Annotated in this window: 14 protein-coding genes; 2 read left to right on the top strand and 12 right to left on the bottom strand. The window is 69.2% G+C overall.

Features of this window, described 5'->3' with window-relative positions:
- From DIE16_RS31890 to hutH, 10 genes are all read right to left on the bottom strand, one after another.
- On the bottom strand, positions 1-326 hold a 326-nt coding region (locus DIE16_RS31890; RefSeq protein ID WP_124894112.1), incomplete at its 3' end, for an aminotransferase class III-fold pyridoxal phosphate-dependent enzyme.
- Positions 327-364: 38 nt separating this feature from the next.
- A complete protein-coding gene (locus tag DIE16_RS31885) occupies positions 365-1,702 on the bottom strand; it encodes a glutamine synthetase family protein (protein WP_044847659.1) in 1,338 nt (445 codons plus the stop codon).
- A 12-nt stretch (positions 1,703-1,714) separates the two neighbouring features.
- On the bottom strand, positions 1,715-2,521 hold the full coding sequence (locus DIE16_RS31880) for a gamma-glutamyl-gamma-aminobutyrate hydrolase family protein (protein ID WP_124894111.1): 807 nt from the start codon (positions 2,519-2,521) through the stop codon (positions 1,715-1,717).
- A gap of 730 nt (positions 2,522-3,251) precedes the next feature.
- Positions 3,252-4,049 (bottom strand): N-formylglutamate deformylase, encoded by a 798-nt coding sequence (gene hutG, locus DIE16_RS31870; RefSeq protein ID WP_124489555.1) that lies wholly within the window; start codon positions 4,047-4,049, stop codon positions 3,252-3,254.
- Positions 4,050-4,109: 60 nt separating this feature from the next.
- On the bottom strand, positions 4,110-5,486 hold the full coding sequence (locus tag DIE16_RS31865; RefSeq protein ID WP_124894110.1) for a formimidoylglutamate deiminase: 1,377 nt from the start codon (positions 5,484-5,486) through the stop codon (positions 4,110-4,112).
- A gap of 151 nt (positions 5,487-5,637) precedes the next feature.
- A complete protein-coding gene (hutI, locus tag DIE16_RS31860) occupies positions 5,638-6,861 on the bottom strand; it encodes an imidazolonepropionase (RefSeq protein WP_044847655.1) in 1,224 nt (407 codons plus the stop codon).
- A gap of 4 nt (positions 6,862-6,865) precedes the next feature.
- Complete coding sequence (locus DIE16_RS31855) at positions 6,866-7,477, bottom strand: HutD family protein (protein ID WP_124489553.1); 612 nt, start codon at positions 7,475-7,477, stop codon at positions 6,866-6,868.
- Positions 7,478-7,479: 2 nt separating this feature from the next.
- Positions 7,480-9,168: a urocanate hydratase gene (gene hutU / locus DIE16_RS31850; protein WP_044847653.1), complete on the bottom strand. Its 1,689-nt coding sequence runs from the start codon at positions 9,166-9,168 to the stop codon at positions 7,480-7,482.
- Between the two features lie 39 nt (positions 9,169-9,207).
- Positions 9,208-9,903 carry a histidine utilization repressor gene (gene hutC, locus DIE16_RS31845; RefSeq protein ID WP_124489552.1) on the bottom strand — a complete coding sequence of 232 codons (696 nt, stop codon included), beginning with the start codon at positions 9,901-9,903 and terminating at the stop codon, positions 9,208-9,210.
- Between the two features lie 4 nt (positions 9,904-9,907).
- Positions 9,908-11,431: a histidine ammonia-lyase gene (gene hutH, locus DIE16_RS31840; RefSeq protein WP_124894109.1), complete on the bottom strand. Its 1,524-nt coding sequence runs from the start codon at positions 11,429-11,431 to the stop codon at positions 9,908-9,910.
- A 225-nt stretch (positions 11,432-11,656) separates the two neighbouring features.
- Between hutH and DIE16_RS31835 the strand changes: the two genes are divergently transcribed.
- Entirely contained in the window at positions 11,657-12,577 is a 921-nt protein-coding gene (locus tag DIE16_RS31835) for a glutamate/aspartate ABC transporter substrate-binding protein (RefSeq protein WP_124489550.1), read from the top strand.
- 21 nt (positions 12,578-12,598) lie between these two features.
- Here DIE16_RS31835 and DIE16_RS31830 read toward each other — a convergent pair whose 3' ends face one another.
- Positions 12,599-13,351, bottom strand: a complete 753-nt coding sequence (locus tag DIE16_RS31830; RefSeq protein ID WP_124894108.1) for a 4'-phosphopantetheinyl transferase superfamily protein — start codon at positions 13,349-13,351, stop codon at positions 12,599-12,601.
- 139 nt (positions 13,352-13,490) lie between these two features.
- Entirely contained in the window at positions 13,491-14,543 is a 1,053-nt protein-coding gene (locus DIE16_RS31825) for an alpha/beta fold hydrolase (protein ID WP_124894107.1), read from the bottom strand.
- A gap of 118 nt (positions 14,544-14,661) precedes the next feature.
- Between DIE16_RS31825 and DIE16_RS31820 the strand changes: the two genes are divergently transcribed.
- Entirely contained in the window at positions 14,662-15,603 is a 942-nt protein-coding gene (locus DIE16_RS31820) for a LysR substrate-binding domain-containing protein (protein ID WP_124894106.1), read from the top strand.
- The last annotated feature ends 299 nt before the right edge of the window (positions 15,604-15,902 follow it).

Below are 15,902 nucleotides of genomic sequence, written 5' to 3'. Positions count from 1 at the left end.
AAGAACGTGTTGTAGAACGGCAGTTCCTGCAGTTGGCGATATGCGGCATCGGCAAGTTCCTTGCGGCCGTAGCCGACATTCACGCACCAGAGGCCGGCCATCCCGTCGATGATCTTGTTGCCGTCCGAGTCCCACAAATAGACGCCGTCGGCCTTCACGATCACGCGGCTGCCCGCGCGATTGAGCGCGCCCATGTCCGAGAACGGATGGATGTGATGCGCGGCGTCGAGCGCGCGGTATTCGGCGGTCGAGTGTGCTTGCGTCGTGCGCGGTGCGGTGGCCGGCGCGGCGGGCTGGATCCACGCGGGTTCGTTACGGTAAGTCATGTTTCCTCCGTCGTTCCTTGATGCGGTCGTGCGCACGCTCACACGTGCAGCAGCAGATGGCGACGTTCCCACGAACTGATCACGCGGAAGAACGCTTCGTATTCGGTTTCCTTCAGCGCCAGGTACGCCTTCACGAACTTGTCACCGAGAATGCCGGCGAGCGGCGTGCACGCCGCCATCAGCGAGATGCCTTCCTCGAGGTTGCGCGGCAGCTGGTACGGCAGGTCGTAGCCGTCGGACGCGATCGGTTCGGTCGGCGCGAGCTGCTGCGTGAGGCCGAGATAACCGGCGGCGAGCGTCGCCGCGAACGCGAGGTACGGATTGCAGTCGACGCCCGGAATCCGGTTCTCGATGCGCCGCGCGACCGGCGTCGACTGCGGGATGCGAAAGCCGACCGTACGGTTGTCGTAGCCCCACTGCACGTTGATCGGCGCGGCCATGAAGCGCGACAGGCGGCGATACGAGTTGATGTACGGTGCGAAGATCGGCATCAGCGCGGGCGTATATTTCTGCAGGCCCGCAAGATAGCTTTGGAACATCGGCGACACGACGCCGCCGTCGTCGGCGAACAGGTTGCGGCCGGTGTGCACATCGGCGAGGCTCTGGTGGATATGCATCGCGGAGCCCGGCTCGTTTTCCATCGGCTTGGCCATGAACGTCGCATACATGTTGTGGCGCAGCGCCGCCTCGCGCACCGTGCGCTTGAACAGGAACACCTGGTCGGCGAGCGACAGCGCGTCGCCGTGCACGAAGTTGATCTCCATCTGCGCGGCGCCGACCTCGTGGATCAGCGTCTCGATGTCGAGGCCCTGCATCTCGCAGTATTCGTAGATGTCCTCGAACAGCGGATCGAACTCGTTGACGGCCTCAATCGAATACGACTGACGGCCTGTTTCCGCCCGCCCCGTGCGCCCGACCGGCGGACGCAGCGGCAGGTCGGGGTCGGCGTTCATGTCGACCAGATAGAACTCGAGCTCGGGCGCGACCACGGGCTTCCAGCCCTTTTCCTTGTACAGGTCGAGCACGCGGCGCAGTACGTAGCGCGGCGAGATCTCGACCGGCGAACCGTCGAAATGCACGCAATCGTGGATCACCTGCGCGGTCGGGTCGACGGCCCACGGAATCAGGCAGATCGTCGACGGATCGGGCACGCACACCATGTCGGGATCGGTCACGCCGGTCAGCGTGCCGTCCTCCGGATAGTCGCCGGTGACGGTCTGCACCATCACGGCCTGCGGCAGGCGCATCGATTCGCCGGACTCGAATTTGTTGCGCGGAATGATCTTGCCGCGCGCGATGCCGGCCATGTCTGGAATGATCGCCTCGACTTCGGTGATGCGGTGCTGGCGCAGGAATTCGCTCAGTTCGGGTTGCATGATCGGCCTCGTTCAGTCGATGTCGGATGCAGCCGGCGACGGCATGGTGCCGCCGGCCGCATGAATGCGGTGTGTCATGCGCGCGCGGCACGCCGCGCCGAATGCCGTAAAGATGTCGCGCGACAGCGGTTGCTCCGCGTGGCGCCATTCGGGATGCCACTGCACGCCGAGCGCGAACGCGCGCGCGCCGCGCACGCTCACGGCCTCGATCAGCCCGTCGGGCGCGCTCGCCTCGACCGCGAGGCCCGCGCCGAGCCGCGCGATACCCTGGTCGTGCAACGAATTGACCATCGCGTCGTGCGCGCCGTGCGCGATCCGTTGCAGCAGCCCGCCCGGCGCGAGTTGCACGCGGTGCGCGGGGCCGTACTGCCGCTCGAGCGGATCGCCGTCGCGCTCGCGATGATCGTCGAAGCCCGCGCTCGCATGCAGCCGCTGATGCAAGGTGCCGCCATACGCGACGTTCAGCTCCTGCATGCCGCGGCAGATCGCGAGCACCGGCACGCCCGCATCGATCGCCGCTCGGATCAGCGGCAGCGCGGTCGCATCGCGCGCGGGATCGTGCAGGGTATCGGGCGCGCTCGCCGGGCCGCCGTAGTGATGCGGCTCGACGTTCGAATAACTGCCGGTCATCAGCAGCCCGTCGATCGCCGCGACGATCGCGTCGACCGGCTGCCGCGCACCCAGCGCGGGCAGCACGAACGCCAGCGCGCCGGCACCGTCGACCAGCGCGACGAGATACTTCTCCCCGGCCGTGTGGTTCGGATGGGCGCCGCGCATGACGCGATCGGCGGTGACGGCTACGAGCGGGCGCGGTCGCATGATCGCCTCCGCGATAAATGCGCGACGCGTGCGGACGCGCAGGACGATGGCGGCCCGCGATGGCGCTGCACGCGTCCACGCGCGATCGTGCCGCTCGGACGGTGCGGCAGCAGGCGGTGCGATCCGACGCGAAAGCGGAAAAGGACGCTAGGGCAACAATGAAGCGCTGCCGTCGCACTGCACCGCGCTGAACACGTGTGCGGTGACGACATTGAAGCGGCGCAGGCCGCGATGGGGCACAGCGAAGAAGCGGGGCTCGCGTATGGGGGCGGCGCGCGTGCCGCGATCAGCATGCCGGATCGGCCCGGCCTGAGGCGGCGCGCCCGCCGACGGACTTCGGGTCCGGCGTATCGAAGGGCTGGCGGCTTTCACGATCGTACTCGACTGACTGATGAAGGCAGGACACGTGTCGCGATGAAGCGGGGGCGGCAATGCCGCGCGACGACACGTCGGCAAGGTGTCTCGCAACGGATTCCGGCGCGGTGCGGCGCTGATCGACGCCGTCGCGGCCGGGGCGCGCGTGACGACTTCCTGACATTCAGCTTATATCACCTAAAAATTGCGTCAAATTTTCAGGTACCGATCCCGACATCGATCAGACGAAAAAAAACGACATCGACCGCTCGGGTCGATGCCGTTTTGTGCGATGCACCAATGTGCGCCTTGCCAGCCGGCCGGCCGTGGCGCGACATCGCGCAGTGCCGGCGCACGCAGCGCGCGCGCCGACGGATCAGCGATGGGCGAGCGCGGTTTCGACGAGCGTCTGCAGCAGCGGCACGATCCGCGCGGCGCGCGCTTCGTCGTACGCATACGGACGCGTCTCTTCCATGTAAGTGATCTGCGACAGCTCCAGTTGCACGGCTTCGACGCCGGTCGCGGGCACGCCGTAGTGGCGCGTGATGTAGCCGCCCTTGAAACGCCCGTTCGCGACGGCCGTATAACCGCCGTGCGCGCTCACGCATGCGGCCAGCGCCTCGGCAAGGCCCGGCGCGGCGCTCGCGCCGCTCGACGTGCCGAAGTTGAAGTCCGGCAGGCGGCCCTCGAAGAAGCGCGGCACGTGCGAGCGGATCGAATGCGCTTCCCACACGAGCACGCGGCCGTGCTCGCGCTTCAGCCGCGCGATCTCGCCCTGCAGCGCGTCGTGATACGGGCGCCAGTAGCGGTCGCGACGGCGCATGATCTCGTCGTTGCCGGGCAGCGCGCCCGCCGGATACAGCGGTGCCTTGTCGAACGTATCGACCGGCACGAGCCCCGTCGTGTCCTGCCCCGGATACAGGTTCTCGTTGTCGGGCGGACGGTTCAGGTCGACGACGTAACGCGCGTGCGACGGCACGAGGATCGACGCGCCGAGCGTCGCCGCGAAACCGTACAGGCGCTCGAGGTGCCAGTCGCAATCGTCGACGAAGCGCGCGTCGGGCGTCATCGTCGCGGCGATGTCGTCGGGGATGTGGGTGCCTGCGTGCGGAATCGAGATCAGCAGCGGCAGCGTGCCCTGCTTCAGCGTGAATACAGCCGGTTGTTCAGTCATGTCGCATCACCGTAAAAGTCGGCCGGCGCACGCGCGCGGCGTGCGCCGGATGCCGCGCATTCAGCGCAGCAGTTGCGCCAGCGCGGCGCGGTAGTCGGCATAAGCTGCGGCTTCGTCGCGATGGCGGCGGCCGCTCACGACGCGCTCGCCGCCGGTATAGACGTCGAGCACCGGCGTGTCGCCGTGCTCGGCGAACACCGTGCCCGACAGCCAGGACGCGCTGTCGTGCTCCGCGATCGCCGGATGATCGGGATCGAGCACGAGCCAGTCGGCGCGGCTGCCTTCACGCAGCGCGCCGATGCGCCGCCCGCTCGCCTGCGCGCCGCCCGCGAGCGACGCGTCGAACAGCCGGTCGGCGACATGCGCCTGCGTGTCGCTCGCGAGCACGTTGCGCGCGCGATGCACGAGCCGCTGCCCGTATTCGAGCAGGCGCAGTTCCGAGCGCCAGTCGACCGACGCATGGCTGTCCGAGCCGACGCCGATCACGCCGCCCTGCGCGAGATAGTCGAGCGCCGGGAACACGCCGTCGCCGAGGTTCGCCTCGGTGGTCAGGCACAGGCCGGCCACCGCGCGACGCTTCGCGAGCCCGGCCGTTTCGGCCGCATCGACGTGCGTCGCGTGCACGAGGCACCAGCGCGCATCGACGTCGAAACGATCGAGCAGCCATTGCACGGGACGCGCGCCGTACGCGCGCACGCAATCGTCGACTTCGGCCGTCTGTTCGGCGATATGGATATGCACCGGCGCGTCGTCGGGCAGGCCTTCGAGCAGCACGCGCAAGCCGTTCTCGGACACCGCGCGCAGCGAGTGCGGGGCGACGCCGTAGCGCAGGCCGCCGTGCTCGGGCGCGACGCGGCGCATCGCGTCGAGCAGCTCGAGCAGGCCGTCCGGCGTATTGATGAAGCGGCGCTGGTCGTCGCGCGGCGGCTTGTTGCCGAAGCCGGCGAACTGGTACGACACGGGCAGCATCGTGATGCCGATGCCGGCCGAGCGCGCGGCATCGACCACGCGCGCACCGAGTTCCGCGATCTGCGGATAGCGTGAGCCGTCCTGCGCGTGATGCACGTAGTGGAATTCGCAGACCGACGTGTAGCCGCACTTCAGCATCTCGACGTACAGCCAGCGCGCGATCGCCGCAAGCGCGTCGGGCGTGATCTTCAGCGCGAAGCGGTACATCAGGTCGCGCCAGCTCCAGAAGCTGTCGGCGGGATTCGCGCGATATTCGGTGAGCCCCGCCATCGCGCGCTGAAACGCGTGCGAATGCAGGTTCGGCATGCCGGGCAGCACGGGCCCGGCCGCGCGCGCGACGCCGGCCGGCGCGTCGGTGTCGGGCGTCACGTCGGTCAGCGTGCCGGCCGCGTCCCAGCGCAGCAGCACGTTGCGGCGCCAGCCATCGGGCAGCCGGGCATGGTCCGCGAACAACATAGAGTCGGTCATCGTGAGTCCTTGTTGGCCGGATTCGGCGCACTGAAGCGTCGGTCCGGTCCCAAGCCCCGGTTGGCAGGAGACGGCGCGTCGGCGCCCGCTTCCGCTCCGAGGCGATCGACCGGAGCGACGCTTCAGCGCCGCGTCCGGCCCTCCGCAAAAACTAGCCGTTCATCCGGCGAAACACCGTCGCGCCGCCGCGCACGACCTGCTCGCACAGCGGCCGGCCGATCCAGTACGCGAGCTCCGACAGCGAGCCGACCGACCAGACCGCGAAATCGGCCTGGCGGCCGATCTCGAGCGCACCGTGACGATCGGCGCGACCGAGCGCCGCGGCCGCATGGCGCGTCACGCCCTGCAGCACCTCGGGCACCGTCATGCGGAACAGCGTGCAGCCCATGTTCAGCGTCAGCAGCAGCGATTCGAGCGGCGAGGTACCGGGGTTGTGATCGGTCGCGAGCGCGATCGGCACGCCATGCTTGCGCAGCAGCTCGATCGGCGGCAATTGCGTTTCGCGAATGAAGTAATACGCGCCGGGCAACAGCACGGCGACCGTACCGGCCGCCTTCATCGCCTCGATGCCGGCTTCGTCGAGAAATTCGAGGTGGTCGGCCGACAGCGCGCGATAACGCGCGGCAAGCGCGGTGCCGCCCGCGTTCGACAACTGCTCCGCGTGCAGTTTCACCGGCAGCCCGCGCCGCGTCGCGGCCTCGAACACGCGCTCGGTCTGCGCGAGCGAAAAACCGATGCGCTCGCAGAACACGTCGACCGCGTCGACCAGGCCTTCGTCGGCGAGCGCCGGCAGCATCCGGCCGCACACTTCGTCGATGTATTCATCCGCACGGCCCGCATATTCCGGCGGCAGCGCGTGCGCGCCGAGGAACGTGGTGTAGACCGTGACCGGGAAGCGCTCGCCGAGCTGGCGCGCGACGCGCAGCATCTTGCGCTCGCTCGCGAGGTCGAGCCCGTAGCCCGACTTGATCTCGATCGCCGTCACGCCGTCGGCGAGCAGCGGCTGCAGGCGCGCGGCGGCCTGCACGAACAGCGTCGTCTCGTCGGCCGCGCGCGTCGCGCGCACCGTCGACACGATCCCGCCGCCCTGCCGCGCGATCTCCTCGTAGCTGACGCCGGCGAGGCGCTGCGCGAACTCGTCGGCCCGCGTGCCGCCGTACACGAGGTGCGTATGGCAGTCGACGAGGCCCGGCGTCACCCACGCGCCGTGCAGGTCTTCCCGCTGCCAGTGCGCATAACCGTGCGGCAGCGCGGACAACGCGCCGAGCCACACGATCGTGCCGGTTTCGTCGACGGCGATCGCCGCGTCGTCGATCGTCTCGTCGGGATGGCCGTGCGGACACAGCCTCAGGTGATGCCAGACAGTCGGTTTCATGCGTTCAGTCTCGTTCGCCGACGGCGAGCGACACGGCGAGCAGCGCGCCGCCTCCGCTCACGACGACGTCAAACGCACGCTGCGGCCCGTCGAGCCGCAGCGTGTCCATTTCCTGCAGTGCGTAGTGCGCGCCGTCGATCTCGACGCCGACCGCGCCCGTCGCGCAGAACAGCAGCACGGTATCGGCGCGCTCGGCGCGGTGCGTGCCTTCGGGCCACACGTCGAGCGTCCCGCGCGCGGCCGAACGGCGCGTCATCAGGTTGAAGTCGCGCGTCGCGCCGTCGTGCAGCGTCGCGTCGATCGCCGTCTCGCCGGCGAAGTCCGCACGCGCGAGCGGCGCGTCGAGCACGTGGCGCGCGCCCCCTTCTTCGGCGAGCGTCATGCCCGCGCCGGACAGCAGCACGAGCGTGCGGTCGATCCCGTCGAAACGCGAGAACGGGCCGGCCGCGCCGACGTCCGCGACGCTCACGCGCCATGCGAACCTATCGAGCGCGGCGCCCGGCGGGAATGCACCGATCTCGCGCGTCACGCCGCCGCCGTTCTTCCACGGCGACGCGACGAGATCCGCCGCGCGGATCATCGTCACGCTCACCGGCGCCTGGTCGAGCGCCGTCATGCTCAGCGGCCGAGCATCGGCAGCTTCAGGCCGGCTTCGCGGGCCGTCTGCTGCGCGAGTTCGTAGCCGGCATCCGCATGGCGCATCACGCCCGTCGCCGGATCGTTCAGCAGCACGCGGCCGAGACGCTCGTGCGCTTCGGCGGTACCGTCGGCGACGATCACGACGCCCGAGTGCTGCGAGAAGCCCATGCCGACGCCGCCGCCGTGGTGCAGCGACACCCACGATGCGCCGCCTGCGGTGTTCAGCAGGGCGTTCAGCAGCGGCCAGTCGCTCACGGCGTCCGAACCGTCCTTCATCGATTCCGTCTCGCGGTTCGGGCTCGCGACCGAACCGGTGTCGAGGTGGTCGCGGCCGATCACGATCGGGGCCTTCAGTTCGCCGTTCTTCACCATCTCGTTGAACGCCTGGCCGAGGCGATAGCGATCCTTCACGCCGACCCAGCAGATCCGCGCCGGCAGACCCTGGAACGCGATGCGCTCACGCGCCATGTCGAGCCAGTTGTGCAGGTGCGGATCGTCGGGGATCAGCTCCTTCACCTTCTGGTCGGTCTTGTAGATGTCTTCCGGATCGCCGGACAGCGCGACCCAGCGGAACGGACCCTTGCCTTCGCAGAACAGCGGGCGGATATAGGCCGGCACGAAGCCCGGGAAGTCGAATGCGTTCTCGACGCCCATTTCCAGCGCCATCTGGCGGATGTTGTTGCCGTAGTCGAGCGTGGCGGCGCCGCGCTCCTGCAGCGTCAGCATCGCGCGCACCTGCACGGCCATCGACTGCTTCGCGACCTTCACGATGCTCTGCGGATCGACCTTCTGCGCTTCGCGCCATTGCGCGACGGTCCAGCCTTGCGGCAGGTAGCCGTTGATCGGGTCGTGCGCGCTCGTCTGGTCGGTCACGCAGTCCGGCGTGATGCCGCGCGTCACGAGTTCCGCGAACACGTCGGCCGCGTTGCCGAGCAGGCCGACCGACACCGGCTTGCCGGTGCGCTTCGCTTCGTCGATCATGCCGAGCGCTTCGTCGAGCGTCGTCGCCTTCTTGTCGACGTAGCGCGTCTTCAGGCGGAAGTCGATGCGCGTCTCGTCGCATTCGACCGCGATCATCGAGAAGCCGGCCATCGTCGCGGCGAGCGGCTGCGCGCCGCCCATGCCGCCGAGGCCGCCCGTCAGGATCCAGCGGCCCGACGGATCGCCGTTGAAGTGCTGGTTCGCGACCGAGAAGAAGGTTTCATAGGTGCCCTGCACGATGCCCTGGCTGCCGATGTAGATCCAGCTGCCGGCCGTCATCTGGCCGTACATCATCAGGCCCTTGCGGTCGAGCTCGTGGAAGTGATCCCAGGTCGCCCAGTGCGGCACCAGGTTCGAGTTCGCGAGCAGCACGCGCGGCGCATCCTTGTGCGTGCGGAACACACCGACCGGCTTGCCCGACTGGATCAGCAGCGTCTCGTTCTCTTCGAGATCCTTCAGCGACGCGAGGATCTGGTCGTAGCATTCCCAGTTGCGCGCCGCGCGGCCGATGCCGCCGTACACGACGAGCGCGTGCGGATGCTCGGCGACTTCCGGATCCAGGTTGTTCTGGATCATCCGGTAGGCCGCTTCGGCCAGCCAGGTCTTGCAGACCTTCTCGCTGCCGCGCGGCGCGCGGATCGTGCGGGTCGGATCGAGACGGGGATCGATGTGTTTCGGATGGTTCATGACGACTGCTCCCGAAGGAAAATGACTATCAAATAGGAATCAGAAATGCCCGGTGAAGCGATAACGGCTGCCGGGGTGCCACAGATTCGCCACCGAGGCGACGACGCCCTGCGACCAGGTGCGCCGATGTAAAACCAGACACGGCTCGACGTCGTCCATCCGCAGCTGCTCGCGCCGCCCGGGCGCCGGAGCCGCCGCTTCGATCCGGTACTCGACGCGCTGCAGCGGGGCCGCGCGCATCAGGTACAGGTTCGGCGTCGTGTTCGTAAAATCCTGCTCGGCATAATCCGGCGCGACCGCCGGATTCACCCACCGTTCTTCGAGCTGGACGGGTTCGTCATTCTCGAAGTGCAACACCTGCGAATAAAACAGCTTCGCGCGCACGGCCATCTGCATCTCGTCGGCGAGCGCCTCGTCGGCGCGGATCGTCTCGAGGCCGAGCACGCTGGCGCGGTAAGCATGCCCGCGCGCGTCGACCTCTTCCGAGATGCTGCGGATCGCGACGAGCGTCGACTCGTACTTCGGCCGCGCGACGTAGGTGCCGGCGCCCTTCATGCGCGTCAGCACCTGCTCGGCCGTCAACTCGCGCAACGCGCGGTTGACGGTCATGCGCGCGACCTTGAACTCGCGGGCCAGTTCGTTCTCGGAGGGCACCTGGTCGCCCTCCGCCCACTCGCCGGCGTGAATGCGGCCCAGGATGAAATCCTTGATCTCCTGGTAGACCGGCGCGCTCATGGGCTTACTGTTCCGATGCGAACGAGAACGGCGCGACCTTCGCGAACGCGCGCTCGCCGACGAGCTTCGCGATCACCGCGATGTCCGGTGCGAAGTAGTGGTCGAGCTCGTAGTGCGCAACCTTGCCGCGGATCGTTTCCATCACCGGCGCGAGCTTCGGGCTCGTGTGGTACGGCGCGCGCAGGTCGACGCCCTGGGCGGCGGCCAGCAGTTCGATCGCGAGGATGTGCTTCGTGTTGTCCGCGATGTCGGCGAGCTTGCGCGCGGCGAACGTCGCCATCGACACGTGGTCTTCCTGGTTCGCCGAGGTCGGCAGCGAGTCGACCGACGCCGGGTGCGCGAGCGTCTTGTTTTCCGATGCCAGCGCGGCCGCCGTCACGTGGGCGATCATGAAGCCCGAGTTCACGCCGCCGTCCTTCACGAGGAACGGGGGCAGGCCCGACAGCGTCGCGTCGATCAGCAGCGCGATGCGGCGCTCGGCCAGCGCGCCGATTTCCGATGCGGCGAGCGCGAGGTTGTCGGCCGCGAATGCGACGGGTTCGGCGTGGAAGTTGCCGCCCGACAGCACTTCGCCGGTATCCGGGAAGATCAGCGGGTTGTCCGACACGGCGTTCGCTTCGACCAGCAGCACGTCGGCTGCATGGCGCATCTGATCCAGGCACGCGCCCATCACCTGCGGCTGGCAGCGCAGGCTGTACGGATCCTGCACCTTGTCGCAGTCGCGGTGCGACTGGTTGATCGGCGAGCCTTCGAGCAGGTCGCGGTACGACGCGGCCGCGTCGATCTGGCCTTGATGGCCGCGCAGTTCGTGGATGCGGGCGTCGAACGGCTTCACCGAGCCGGCTGCCGCGTCGACCGACAGCGCGCCCGCGACCAGCGCGGTGCGGTACAGGTCTTCGATCGCGAACATGTTGTCGAGCGCCAGCGCGGTCGACGCCTGCGTGCCGTTCAGCAGCGCCAGGCCTTCCTTCGCCTGCAGCGTCAGCGGCGCGAGGCCCGCGACGCGCAGACCGTCCAGCGCGCTGGCGCGCTCGCCGCGGATGAACACTTCACCGACGCCCAGCAGCACGGCCGACATGTGCGCGAGGGGTGCCAGGTCGCCCGATGCGCCGACCGAGCCCTTCACCGGGATCAGCGGCAGCACGTCGGCGTTGAACAGCGTGATCAGCGCGTCCATCACTTCGCGACGGATGCCCGAGTGGCCGCGGCCGAGGCTCGACAGCTTCAGTGCCATCAGGAGACGCACCGACGAGCGCGCCATCGGCTCGCCCACGCCGACCGCATGTGACAGCACCAGGTTCTTCTGCAGCAGCTCGAGCTGGTCGTGCGGGATGTGCGTGCTGGCCAGGCGGCCGAAACCCGTGTTGATGCCGTATGCGGGCTCGCCCTTCGCCGCGATGTCGGCGACGGCCTTCGCGCCCGCGTCGATCTTCGCGAAGCTCGCCGGGTCGAGCTTGAGCTGCACGGATTCGCGAGCGATCTTGCGCAGTTGCGGAAGGGTCAGGTGGCCGGGGGTCAACGTAATCATGTGAGCAATCCTGTCTAGACAAGTTCGGGATGGATTGCAGTGTAGCCACCGCGACTTGTCTAGACAACCTGTTTTTCATAATTCCGACTCAGGAGTTTCCCTGATGTCCGGCGCGGCGCGCCGGAGCGGCCAGACAAGCCTCGCAATTAACATATGTTGCAATTATTTTGTCTTTGGCAACATACGAATCGACGCTTCCCTACGATCCGCCCACGGAGATCCGCCATGACCATCCCGCCCCGGTTGACCACCCTTCTCGGCCGCAGCCTGCTCGTCGCCGCGTGCGCGCTCGCGTGCGGCGCATCGCTCGCCGCGGAGCCGCTGTCCGGCACGCTCGAGAAGGTGCGGCAAAGCGGCCTGATCTCGATCGGCCATCGCGAGACGTCGGTGCCGTTCTCCTATGTCGACGCGAGCGGCAAGGTGATCGGCTTCTCGCAGGACCTGTGCGACCGCGTGATCGCCGCCGTGAAGGCGCGCACCGGCAAGCCCGACCTGCAGGCGCGCTTCATCCCGGTCACGTCGCAGAACCGCATCCCGCTCGTGCAGAACGGCACCGTCGATCTCGAATGCGGGGTGACCACCAACCTCGCCGCGCGTCACGCGCAGGTCGCGTTCTCGACCACCTTCTTCGTCGCGACGACGCGCCTGCTCACGCGCACGAACTCGGGCATCCGCGACTTCCCCGATCTCGCCGGCAAGACGGTCGTGACGAACCAGGGCACGACGTCCGAACGCCTGCTGCGCAAGATGAACGAGGAAAAGAAGATGAACATGCAGATCATCAGCGCGAAGGACTACGGCGAAGGACGCCTCACGCTCGAATCGGGCCGCGCGGCCGCGTACATGATGGACGACGTGCTGCTCGCCGGCGTGCGCCAGCTCGCGGCGAAGCCGGCCGACTGGGCGATCGTCGGCACGCCGCAATCGTCGGAAGCGTACGGGTTCATGCTGCGCAAGGACGATCCGCAGTTCAAGGCGCTCGTCGACGGCGTGCTCGTGCAGCTGATGAAGAGCGGCGAGATCAACGCGCTGTACGACAAGTGGTTCATGAAGCCGGTGCCGCCGAAGGGGCTCGCGTTCGAGTTCCCGATGAGCGACGTGATCAAGGCGCGCTACGCGGCGCCCAACGACGTACCGCTCGAATGAGCGTCGCGCGCTGAAACGGGGTCAGCGCGCCCACGCGACGCACGCCGCGTAGCCGGGCGCCGCGTCGAGCCAGCCCGCGTCGAACGCGGCCACGCCGGCGGCGGGCGCGGCCGGCTCGACGATCGTCGTCGCGGGCGTCGCCGCATCGCGCGGCGGCACGACCGCGAACGCGCGCAGCCCGCCGACGATGCCGGTGCCGAGCGCCTTCAGCAGCGCCTCCTTCGCGGTCCACACGCGCATGAACGCGTCCGCGCGGGCGGCGAGCGGCAGGCCGTCGAGATACGCAGCCTCGGCGGCCGCGCACACTTCGCGCGTCAGCGCACGCCAGTCGGTCGTGCGGTTGCAGCTTTCGATATCGACGCCGACGCGCCCCGTCGCCGCCCACGCGATGAGCGCGTGATCGCCCGCGTGCGACACGTTGAAATCGAGCGACACGCGATGCGCGGAATCCAGCGACGGCCGTCCCGATGCGTCGACGACGATCGTGATGTCCTTCGGCGCGATGCCGAGCGCCGCACCGAGCACGTCGCGCAGCGCGGCGCGCGTCGCGGCACTGCGCACCGCATCCTCGTGCCGCAGATAGCGCCCGGCACGCGCCCGCTCCGCGTCGCTCAGCGCCGCGTAGGCGGGCGATGCGAGCGGCACGCGCCAGTCGAAATCGACGCGCGCGACCTGCACGCCGGCACGCGACGCGGCCGGCGGCACATCGAGCAGGTGCACGCGCCACGCGCGGGACAGGTCGTCGGCAATCTCGGAATCGGGTGGAATGGACATCGGCACGCGGCAGTCAGGCGAACGAAACGTTCGATGTTAATCGATCGTACGGGACGGAGACCGACGCATCGCGACCGAGATCGTCGGCAGCGGCAGCAGCGGCAGCCGGTGCGACGCGATGGCCGGGTTGCGCGCGCGTTCACCCGTGCGCGACGGCACCCGGCACGCCGCTTCCCGCCAGCCGCGCACGCTGCGCCGGATGGCGCGCGTGGACGCGGCCCGGCGCATCGGCCGGCAGCGCGCCGTGTTGCAGCCAGTCCAGCGCGACGGGCCACAGCGTGTCGGTGAAGCGGCTGTGGAAGAACGCGAAGTGGCCTATCGCGTCGACGCCGATGTCGCGCGGCGCGATCCGCAGGTGCGTGACGTCGCTGCCCGTGTAGTAGCCGACCAGCCGTTCGATCGCGTCGACCGTGCCGAACCCGTCGTCGTCGAGGCCGATCGCGAGCATCGACGCCGGCAGCCGCGCGAAGCGGGCCGGCAGCGCGGCGCGGCTCGCCGCGGGTTCGGCGAGCAGGCCGTGCGTGAAGGCGTCCTCGAAGCGCGGTTGCGCACGCACCCACGACAGCGCGACGCCGCGCGGCGTGTCTTCCATCCAGCCGAGCCGCTTCGCGGGCACGTAGCCGAATACGGCCGCGAGCGCCGGCATCGCGACGTGCCATTTCCACCACATGCGCCGCCGCTCTTCCGGCCGATAGTCGCGCCAGTACGCATACTGCGCGCCCACCGTCACCACGTGACGCACGTACGCGTTCGACGCCGCGAGCCCGAGCACGCAGCCGCCGATGCTGTGCGCGACGACGTCGAGCGGCTGGCCCGGAAAAGCGTCGCGCGCGTACTGCAAGGCGGCCTCGCAATCGAGCCGCCCCCAGTCGAGCCAGTTCGCGCGCAGCTTCGCGAGCCGCGCGGGGCGCGAGCCGCCGATCCCGCGATAGTCGTACACGAGCACGTCGCGCCCCCGCGCGAACAGCCAGGCCGCGAAACGGAAGTAGTAGTCGCAGCGCACCGACGTCGCGCAATTGACGACCGTCACGGGCCGCACGGTGCTGCCGCGATGCCGCCACACGTAGCCGCGCAGCACGTAACCGTCGGCCGCGGTCAGCGTCACGGCCTCCGGCGGCAACGCACCCGCCGGGCGCCCCGCTGCCTGATCCGCCGCGCACGCGGCCCCGCCTGCTTCGTTCGAAATCGTCATCGTGTCTCCTGTGCGGCGCCGCCTGCCCGGCGCCCGCCCGATCGGCCAGCCTCCATTGAACTTGACGCGCCGGACGTTCTCAACCAATCTTGCTGCTCCGTTCGCATGAGCCCTACGCATGTCAACGCCGCTCGTCCGTCTCCCGTCGCTGGACCTCGTGCGCGGCTTCGTCGCCGTCGGCCGCCGCATGAGCATCACGCTCGCCGCGCAGGACCTGTGCGTCACGCAGTCGGCGGTCAGCCGCCAGGTGCACGCGCTCGAGGCGCATCTCGGCGTCGCGCTGCTGCAGCGCGGCTATCGCAAGATCGCGTTCACGCCGGAAGGCGAGCGGCTGTTCCGCGCCGCCGATGCGGCGCTGCTCAGCCTGCAGGACACCGTCGCGTCGCTCGCCGCCGCACGCGAGCGGCAACCCGTCACGATCACCGCGAGCATCGGCGTCACCGCGCTGTGGCTGCTGCCCAGACTCGGGCGCCTGCAGGCGCGCCTGCCCGACATCGACTTGCGCGTGGCCGCGAACGACAAGGTACTCGATTTGCGCGCGGAAGGCATCGACCTCGGAATCCGCTACTGCCCGCGCGAGCGCGCGCCGGCCGGCGCGCTGCACCTGTTCGACGAGATCGTCGTGCCGGTCGCGCACCCCGCGCTGGCCACCCGGCCCGTCACCGACGCGGCCGCTATCGCCGAGCACGTGCTGCTCGAATTCGACGGGCCGCCGCAAACCCGACTGCAGTGGCGTGCGCACCTGCACGCGGCCGGGCTCGGCGACGCGCGCCCGAAGGGCGTGCTGCGCTTCAACCAGTACGACCAGGTCATCCACGCCGCGATCGCCGGCCAGGGCGTCGCGCTCGGCAGGCTCGCGCTCGTCGCGCCGATGCTCGCCGACGGCCGGCTCGCGGTGCTCGGCCCGCACTCGCAGGCGTTGTCGGATGCGTACGGCTACTGGCTGTTCCGGCACGATCCGGCACCGCGCCGCGAAGTCGCCGACGTGCGCGACTGGATCCTCGCGGAAGCGGCCGAGTGCGACGCCGCGATGCGGGCGTACGACGTGGCGCAGCGGTAGCCGCGAGCGAAATTCCGCATCGAGCCGGCGCCGGCGCGGTCTTGCGCACGTACATGAACGCCGCCACGGGCAATGCACCGACGCCCCGTCCCCGCTGCATCGGCCGCCTGTCACGCCGGCTGCATGCGGCGCAGCGGCTTCACGCATCCGGCGCGTGCAGCCCCCGTCACCGGCATCGCGTCCGCGCCGCATCGCATTCCCCGCACGCATGCGAACGCGACCGAATGATTGCTTGAGCGGCCCGGCACCGGATCGTCTAATCGGATCGAACGCGGCCGCCGCGCCGCACGCATCCATCC

The organism is Burkholderia sp. Bp9090 (assembly GCF_003857985.1).
In the GTDB taxonomy this organism is placed as follows: domain Bacteria; phylum Pseudomonadota; class Gammaproteobacteria; order Burkholderiales; family Burkholderiaceae; genus Burkholderia.
Note: the sequence above shows the minus strand (reverse complement) of the source record. Positions and strands in the feature narration are given on the sequence as shown.